5 protein-coding genes, 1 tRNA gene and 1 rRNA gene (1 of these 7 running past the window's edge) are annotated in these 8,110 nt (G+C 42.9%); all 7 read left to right on the forward strand.

All coding sequences use genetic code 11. The features are described 5' to 3' along the window. A complete protein-coding gene (patB, locus tag QS39_RS02985; RefSeq protein ID WP_077804599.1) occupies window positions 1–1,767 on the forward strand; it encodes a multidrug efflux ABC transporter subunit PatB in 1,767 nt (588 codons plus the stop codon). Window positions 1,768–1,905: 138 nt separating this feature from the next. Further along, window positions 1,906–2,595 carry a gamma-glutamyl-gamma-aminobutyrate hydrolase family protein gene (locus QS39_RS02990; protein ID WP_077804600.1) on the forward strand — a complete coding sequence of 230 codons (690 nt, stop codon included), beginning with the start codon at window positions 1,906–1,908 and terminating at the stop codon, window positions 2,593–2,595. A 170-nt stretch (window positions 2,596–2,765) separates the two neighbouring features. After that, a complete protein-coding gene (locus QS39_RS03000) occupies window positions 2,766–4,115 on the forward strand; it encodes a glucose-6-phosphate isomerase (protein ID WP_000018269.1) in 1,350 nt (449 codons plus the stop codon). 127 nt (window positions 4,116–4,242) lie between these two features. Beyond that, a complete protein-coding gene (gltX, locus tag QS39_RS03005; RefSeq protein ID WP_077804601.1) occupies window positions 4,243–5,703 on the forward strand; it encodes a glutamate--tRNA ligase in 1,461 nt (486 codons plus the stop codon). Window positions 5,704–5,716: 13 nt separating this feature from the next. Continuing rightward, entirely contained in the window at window positions 5,717–6,151 is a 435-nt protein-coding gene (locus QS39_RS03010; RefSeq protein ID WP_077804602.1) for a cytidine deaminase family protein, read from the forward strand. 146 nt (window positions 6,152–6,297) lie between these two features. After that, window positions 6,298–6,369: transfer RNA gene (locus QS39_RS03015), tRNA-Glu, on the forward strand. Window positions 6,370–6,612: 243 nt separating this feature from the next. Further along, a 16S ribosomal RNA gene (locus tag QS39_RS03020) occupies window positions 6,613–8,110 on the forward strand (it continues 48 nt past the right edge of the window).

Consider the following 8,110-nt stretch of genomic DNA (forward strand, 5'->3'; position numbering starts at 1 on the left):
ATGAAAACAGTTCAATTTTTTTGGAATTATTTTAAAGTTTATAAGTTATCATTTGTAGTTGTCATTCTGATGATTGTTCTAGCGACTCTTGCCCAAGCTCTCTTTCCGGTCTTTTCTGGACAAGCAGTGACGCAGTTAGCTAATTTAGTTCAAGCTTATCAAGATGGTAATACAGAACTTGTTTGGCAAAGTTTATCAGGAATCATGGTCAATCTTGGCCTGCTGGTTTTGGTTCTATTTATCTCTAGTGTGATATACATGTGTCTCATGACGCGCGTGATTGCAGAGTCGACCAACGAGATGCGCAAAGGCCTCTTCGGTAAGCTTGCTCGTTTGACGGTTTCTTTCTTTGACCGCCGACAAGATGGCGATATCCTGTCTCGTTTTACCAGTGATTTGGATAATATCCTCCAAGCCTTTAATGAAAGTCTGGTTCAGGTCATGAGCAATATTGTTTTATACATTGGTCTGATTCTTGTCATGTTTTCGAGAAATGTGACGCTGGCCCTCATCACCATTGCCAGCACACCAGTTGCCTTCCTCATGCTAATTTTCATCGTAAAAATGGCACGCAAATACACCAACCTCCAGCAGAAAGAGGTAGGGAAGCTCAACGCCTATATGGACGAGAGTATTTCAGGCCAAAAAGCTGTCATTGTGCAAGGTATTCAAGAGGATATGATGGCAGGATTTCTTGAACAAAATGAGCGCGTGCGCAAGGCGACCTTTAAAGGAAGAATGTTCTCAGGAATTCTTTTCCCTGTCATGAATGGGATGAGTTTGGTTAATACAGCCATCGTCATTTTTGCGGGTTCAGCTGTTTTATTAAATGATAAGACTATTGAAACTAGTACAGCCCTAGGTTTGATTGTTATGTTTGCCCAATTTTCACAGCAGTACTACCAGCCTATTATTCAGGTTGCAGCTAGTTGGGGAAGTCTTCAGTTGGCCTTTACAGGTGCTGAACGGATTCAGGAAATGTTTGACGCAGAGGAAGAAATCCGACCTGAAAAGGCTCCAATCTTCACTAAGTTGCAAGAAGGTGTTGAAATCAGTCATATCGATTTTTCATACTTGCCTGATAAACCTATTTTGAAAGATGTCAGCATTTCCACTCCGAAAGGCCAGATGACAGCAGTTGTTGGGCCGACAGGTTCAGGAAAAACCACTATTATGAACCTCATCAATCGCTTCTATGATGTTGATGCTGGTGGTATTTATTTTGATGGTAAAGATATTCGTGACTATGATTTAGATAGTCTTAGAAGCAAGGTGGGAATTGTTTTGCAAGATTCGGTCTTGTTTAGTGGAACCATTCGAGACAATATCCGTTTCGGTGTGTCAGATGCTAGTCAAGAAATGGTTGAGGCAGCAGCCAAGGCAACCCACATTCACGACTATATCGAAAGCTTACCTGACAAATACGATACCCTTATAGATGATGACCAGAGCATCTTCTCAACAGGGCAGAAACAATTGATTTCCATCGCTCGAACCCTGATGACAGATCCAGAAGTTCTCATTCTAGATGAAGCAACTTCAAACGTAGATACGGTGACAGAAAGCAAGATTCAGCATGCTATGGAGGCGGTCGTAGCGGGTAGAACCAGTTTTGTCATTGCCCATCGTTTGAAGACCATCCTCAATGCAGATCAGATTATTGTCCTTAAAGATGGAGAGGTCATTGAACGCGGTAACCACCATGAACTTTTGAAACTAGGTGGCTTCTATTCAGAACTCTATCACAATCAATTTGTTTTTGAATAAGAAAAAAGTTGTCCTATGTGGGCAGCTTTTTCTTGTCCATAAAAAATTTTTATCACAGCCTTAAAAAAAACATATTAGACGAAAGGCATTTTGAGTGATATGATAGGACTATCGTTAACATTCGAAAGGAGAGACATCATGGCCAGAACGGTTGTAGGAGTTGCTGCAAATCTATGTCCCGTAGACGCGGAAGGAAAAAACATTCATTCATCTGTATCTTGTAGATTCGCAGAGAGCATTCGTCAAGTTGGTGGCCTCCCTTTAGTCATTCCTGTTGGTGATGAGTCAGTTGTACGCGATTATGTGGAAATGATTGACAAGCTCATCTTGACAGGCGGGCAAAATGTCCATCCTCGGTTTTATGGAGAGAAAAAGACCATCGAGAGCGATGATTACAATCTGGTCCGTGATGAATTTGAATTGGCACTCTTGAAAGAAGCTCTCCGTCAGAACAAACCAATTATGGCAATCTGTCGCGGTGTCCAACTTGTCAATGTTGCCTTTGGTGGAACCCTCAATCAAGAAATCGAAGGTCACTGGCAAGGACTACCTTTCGGAACATCTCACTCTATTGAGACAGTAGAAGGAAGCGTGGTGGCTAAACTATTTGGAAAAGAAAGTCAGGTCAACTCGGTCCATCGTCAAAGTATTAAAGATTTGGCACCTAATTTCCGTGTAACTGCTATTGATCCAAGAGACCAGACCATCGAAGCGATTGAGTCTATCGATGAGCACCGCATTATCGGTTTGCAGTGGCATCCAGAGTTTCTGGTCAATGAAGAAGATGGCAATTTAGAATTATTTGAGTATTTATTGAATGAACTGTAACGACTGGAACATCTAGTCGTTCTTTCTTTTATTTTTTCAAATTTTTTGGAATATGGGATTTTTACGCAAACGTTTGAATTCTGATAAAAATTGGAGAAATTCGACAAAAAAACTTGAAAAAAACGAAGGTAAGCGTTATGATAGAAAAGAAGAAATATTGGAGGAATAACATGTCACATATTAAATTTGATTATTCAAAAGTCTTAGACAAATTTGTTGCACCACATGAAGTGGAATACATGCAATCACAAGTAACAGCAGCAGATGAATTGATCCGTAAAGGAACTGGTGCTGGTAGCGACTTCTTGGGATGGTTGGACCTTCCTGAAAACTACGACCGCGAAGAATTTGACCGCATCTTGAAAGCTGCTGAGCAAATCAAATCAGACAGCGATGTCTTGGTTGTAATCGGTATCGGTGGATCTTACCTTGGTGCCAAAGCAGCAATCGACTTCTTGAACCACCACTTTGCTAACTTGCAAACAAAAGAAGAACGCAAAGCTCCACAAATCCTTTACGCAGGAAACTCAATCTCATCTACTTACCTTGCTGACTTGGTAGAATACGTAGCTGATAAAGACTTCTCAGTAAACGTGATTTCTAAATCAGGTACAACAACTGAACCAGCTATCGCTTTCCGTGTCTTCAAAGAACTCTTGGTTAAGAAATACGGTCAAGAAGAAGCAAACAAACGTATCTATGCAACAACTGACCGCCAAAAAGGTGCTGTTAAGGTTGAAGCAGACGCTAACGGTTGGGAAACATTTGTTGTTCCAGATGATATCGGTGGACGCTTCTCAGTATTGACAGCCGTTGGTTTGCTTCCAATCGCAGCATCAGGAGCTGACATCAAAGCTCTTATGGAAGGTGCGAATGCAGCTCGCAAAGACTACACTTCAGACAAAATCTCTGAAAACGAAGCTTACCAATACGCAGCAGTTCGTAACATCCTTTACCGTAAAGGCTATGCAACTGAAATCTTGGTAAACTATGAGCCATCACTTCAATACTTCTCAGAATGGTGGAAACAATTGGCTGGTGAATCAGAAGGGAAAGACCAAAAAGGTATCTACCCAACTTCAGCTAACTTCTCAACTGACTTGCACTCACTTGGTCAATTTATCCAAGAAGGAACTCGTATCATGTTTGAAACAGTTGTCCGTGTTGACAAACCTCGTAAGAACGTGATTATCCCTACTTTGGAAGAAGATCTTGATGGACTTGGGTACCTTCAAGGAAAAGACGTTGACTTTGTAAACAAAAAAGCGACTGACGGTGTTCTTCTTGCCCACACAGATGGTGATGTACCAAACATGTACGTGACTCTTCCAGAGCAAGACGCTTTCACTCTTGGTTACACAATCTACTTCTTCGAATTGGCTATCGCCCTTTCAGGTTACTTGAATGCTATCAACCCATTTGACCAACCAGGTGTTGAAGCTTACAAACGCAACATGTTTGCCCTTCTTGGAAAACCAGGATTTGAAGAATTGAGCAAAGAACTTAACGCACGTCTATAATAGAAGAAAAGAGTGGTTTGTCCACTCTTTTTACTCTCTTTATTCATAGCAATTGGACTCAGCCAAGACTTGTGATATAATATAGAGAGCAAAAAGGCAGACGCCTAGAGACTTTATAGGAGAAACTATGTCAAAAGATATCCGCGTACGTTACGCACCAAGTCCAACAGGACTACTACACATCGGGAATGCCCGTACAGCATTGTTCAACTACTTGTATGCACGTCATCATGGTGGAACTTTTATTATCCGTATTGAAGATACTGACCGTAAACGTCATGTCGAGGATGGTGAACGTTCACAACTTGAAAACCTTCGTTGGTTAGGAATGAATTGGGATGAAAGCCCAGAAACACATGAAAATTACCGCCAGTCTGAACGTTTGGACTTGTATCAAAAATACATCGACCAATTGCTAGTTGAAGGAAAAGCCTACAAATCTTATGTTACAGAAGAAGAGTTGGCAGCTGAACGCGAACGCCAAGAAGCAGCTGGCGAAACACCACGCTACATCAATGAATACCTTGGTATGAGTGAAGAGGAAAAAGCAGCTTACATCTTAGAACGTGAAGCAGCAGGGATCATCCCAACGGTTCGTTTGGCTGTAAATGAGTCAGGTATCTACAAGTGGCATGATATGGTCAAAGGCGATATCGAATTTGAAGGTGGTAATATCGGTGGTGATTGGGTTATCCAAAAGAAAGACGGTTACCCAACATACAACTTTGCCGTTGTCATAGATGACCATGATATGCAAATTTCTCACGTAATCCGTGGAGACGACCACATTGCTAATACACCAAAACAGCTCATGGTTTATGAAGCACTTGGTTGGGAAGCACCAGAGTTCGGTCACATGACTTTGATTATCAACTCTGAAACTGGTAAGAAGTTGTCTAAACGTGATACTAATATACTTCAATTTATCGAAGATTACCGAAAGAAAGGTTACCTTCCAGAAGCAGTCTTTAACTTTATTGCTCTTCTTGGCTGGAACCCAGGTGGCGAAGATGAAATTTTCTCTCGTGAAGAATTGATTAAACTTTTCGATGAAAATCGCCTGAGCAAGTCTCCGGCAGCCTTTGATCAGAAGAAACTCGACTGGATGAGCAATGATTATATCAAGAATGCAGACCTAGAAACTATCTTTGAAATGGCAAAACCATTCCTAGAAGAAGCAGGTCGATTGACTGACAAGGCTGAAAAATTAGTTGAGCTCTATAAACCACAAATGAAATCAGTAGATGAAATTATTCCATTGACAGATCTTTTCTTCTCAGATTTCCCAGAATTGACAGAAGCAGAGCGCGAAGTCATGGCGGGTGAAACAGTCCCAACAGTTCTTGAAGCCTTCAAAGCAAAACTTGAAGCGATGACAGAGGATGAATTTGTGACAGAAAATATCTTCCCGCAAATCAAAGCTGTTCAAAAAGAAACAGGTATTAAAGGGAAAAATCTTTTCATGCCTATTCGTATTGCTGTTTCAGGTGAAATGCATGGACCAGAATTACCAGATACGATCTTCTTGTTAGGCCGTGAAAAATCAATCCAGCATATCGAAAATATGTTAAAGGAAATATCTAAGTAAGAAGGGTACAATAATGGACATCTGGGAAAAGATGTACGAAGAAGCACAGAGACTATACAATCCACATGAAGTATCAGACTTTGTTTATGCGAATCATGTTGTAGCTGCAGTAGAAGCAGAAGATGGACAAATATTTACAGGATTCTGTATGGAGGGGACCTGTGGTGTTTTCCATCTCTGCGCAGAACGGGCAGCTCTCTTCAATATGTACCAATTTTCAGGACAAACTAAGGTTAAAAAAGTATTAGCCTTTCGAGACAAACCACCTTATGGTGGAAGTTCAGGAATGCCCTGTGGAGCTTGCAGAGAATTCCTATTAGAGTTGAACGCTGAAAATAAAGATGCAGAATTCATGATGGACTATAATATAAGAAAAACAGTTAAAGTCGCAGAACTAATGCCCTATTGGTGGGGAGAAGAACGTGCTTCTAAGTTTAATGAACAATAGAAGAGTCAGTACAATTCTGGCTCTTTTTACTATAATTTGAAAAACTGTACTTGAAAAGAATTGAAAGATTTGTAAAAAAGTTTAAAAAAGTAGTTGACAAAAAATAAAAAGTCGGTATAATAGTAAGAGTTGGAAATAACAACTCTGGTCCGTTGGTCAAGGGGTTAAGACACCGCCTTTTCACGGCGGTAACACGGGTTCGAATCCCGTACGGACTATGGTATGTTGCGGTTAGAACACTTGATGAAAAAAAGTTTAAAAAAGTTTCAAAAAAGTGTTGACAAGCGAAAGCCACTGTGATATACTAATATAGTTGTCGCTTGAGAGAAGCGAGTGACAAAGACCTTTGAAAACTGAACAAGACGAACCAATGTGCAGGGCACTACAACTAAGGTTGTAGTACTGAACAATGAAAAAAACAATAAATCTGTCAGTGACAGAAATGAGTGAGAACTCAAACTTTTAATGAGAGTTTGATCCTGGCTCAGGACGAACGCTGGCGGCGTGCCTAATACATGCAAGTAGAACGCTGAAGGAGGAGCTTGCTTCTCTGGATGAGTTGCGAACGGGTGAGTAACGCGTAGGTAACCTGCCTGGTAGCGGGGGATAACTATTGGAAACGATAGCTAATACCGCATAACAGTAGATGTTGCATGACATTTGCTTAAAAGGTGCAATTGCATCACTACCAGATGGACCTGCGTTGTATTAGCTAGTTGGTGGGGTAACGGCTCACCAAGGCGACGATACATAGCCGACCTGAGAGGGTGATCGGCCACACTGGGACTGAGACACGGCCCAGACTCCTACGGGAGGCAGCAGTAGGGAATCTTCGGCAATGGACGGAAGTCTGACCGAGCAACGCCGCGTGAGTGAAGAAGGTTTTCGGATCGTAAAGCTCTGTTGTAAGAGAAGAACGGGTGTGAGAGTGGAAAGTTCACACTGTGACGGTATCTTACCAGAAAGGGACGGCTAACTACGTGCCAGCAGCCGCGGTAATACGTAGGTCCCGAGCGTTGTCCGGATTTATTGGGCGTAAAGCGAGCGCAGGCGGTTAGATAAGTCTGAAGTTAAAGGCTGTGGCTTAACCATAGTACGCTTTGGAAACTGTTTAACTTGAGTGCAAGAGGGGAGAGTGGAATTCCATGTGTAGCGGTGAAATGCGTAGATATATGGAGGAACACCGGTGGCGAAAGCGGCTCTCTGGCTTGTAACTGACGCTGAGGCTCGAAAGCGTGGGGAGCAAACAGGATTAGATACCCTGGTAGTCCACGCCGTAAACGATGAGTGCTAGGTGTTAGACCCTTTCCGGGGTTTAGTGCCGCAGCTAACGCATTAAGCACTCCGCCTGGGGAGTACGACCGCAAGGTTGAAACTCAAAGGAATTGACGGGGGCCCGCACAAGCGGTGGAGCATGTGGTTTAATTCGAAGCAACGCGAAGAACCTTACCAGGTCTTGACATCCCTCTGACCTCTCTAGAGATAGAGATTTCCTTCGGGACAGAGGTGACAGGTGGTGCATGGTTGTCGTCAGCTCGTGTCGTGAGATGTTGGGTTAAGTCCCGCAACGAGCGCAACCCCTATTGTTAGTTGCCATCATTCAGTTGGGCACTCTAGCGAGACTGCCGGTAATAAACCGGAGGAAGGTGGGGATGACGTCAAATCATCATGCCCCTTATGACCTGGGCTACACACGTGCTACAATGGCTGGTACAACGAGTCGCAAGCCGGTGACGGCAAGCTAATCTCTTAAAGCCAGTCTCAGTTCGGATTGTAGGCTGCAACTCGCCTACATGAAGTCGGAATCGCTAGTAATCGCGGATCAGCACGCCGCGGTGAATACGTTCCCGGGCCTTGTACACACCGCCCGTCACACCACGAGAGTTTGTAACACCCGAAGTCGGTGAGGTAACCGTAAGGAGCCAGCCGCCTAAGGTGGGATAGATGATTGGGGTGAAG

This window comes from Streptococcus mitis (assembly GCF_002005545.1).
Lineage (GTDB): Bacteria > Bacillota > Bacilli > Lactobacillales > Streptococcaceae > Streptococcus > Streptococcus mitis_I.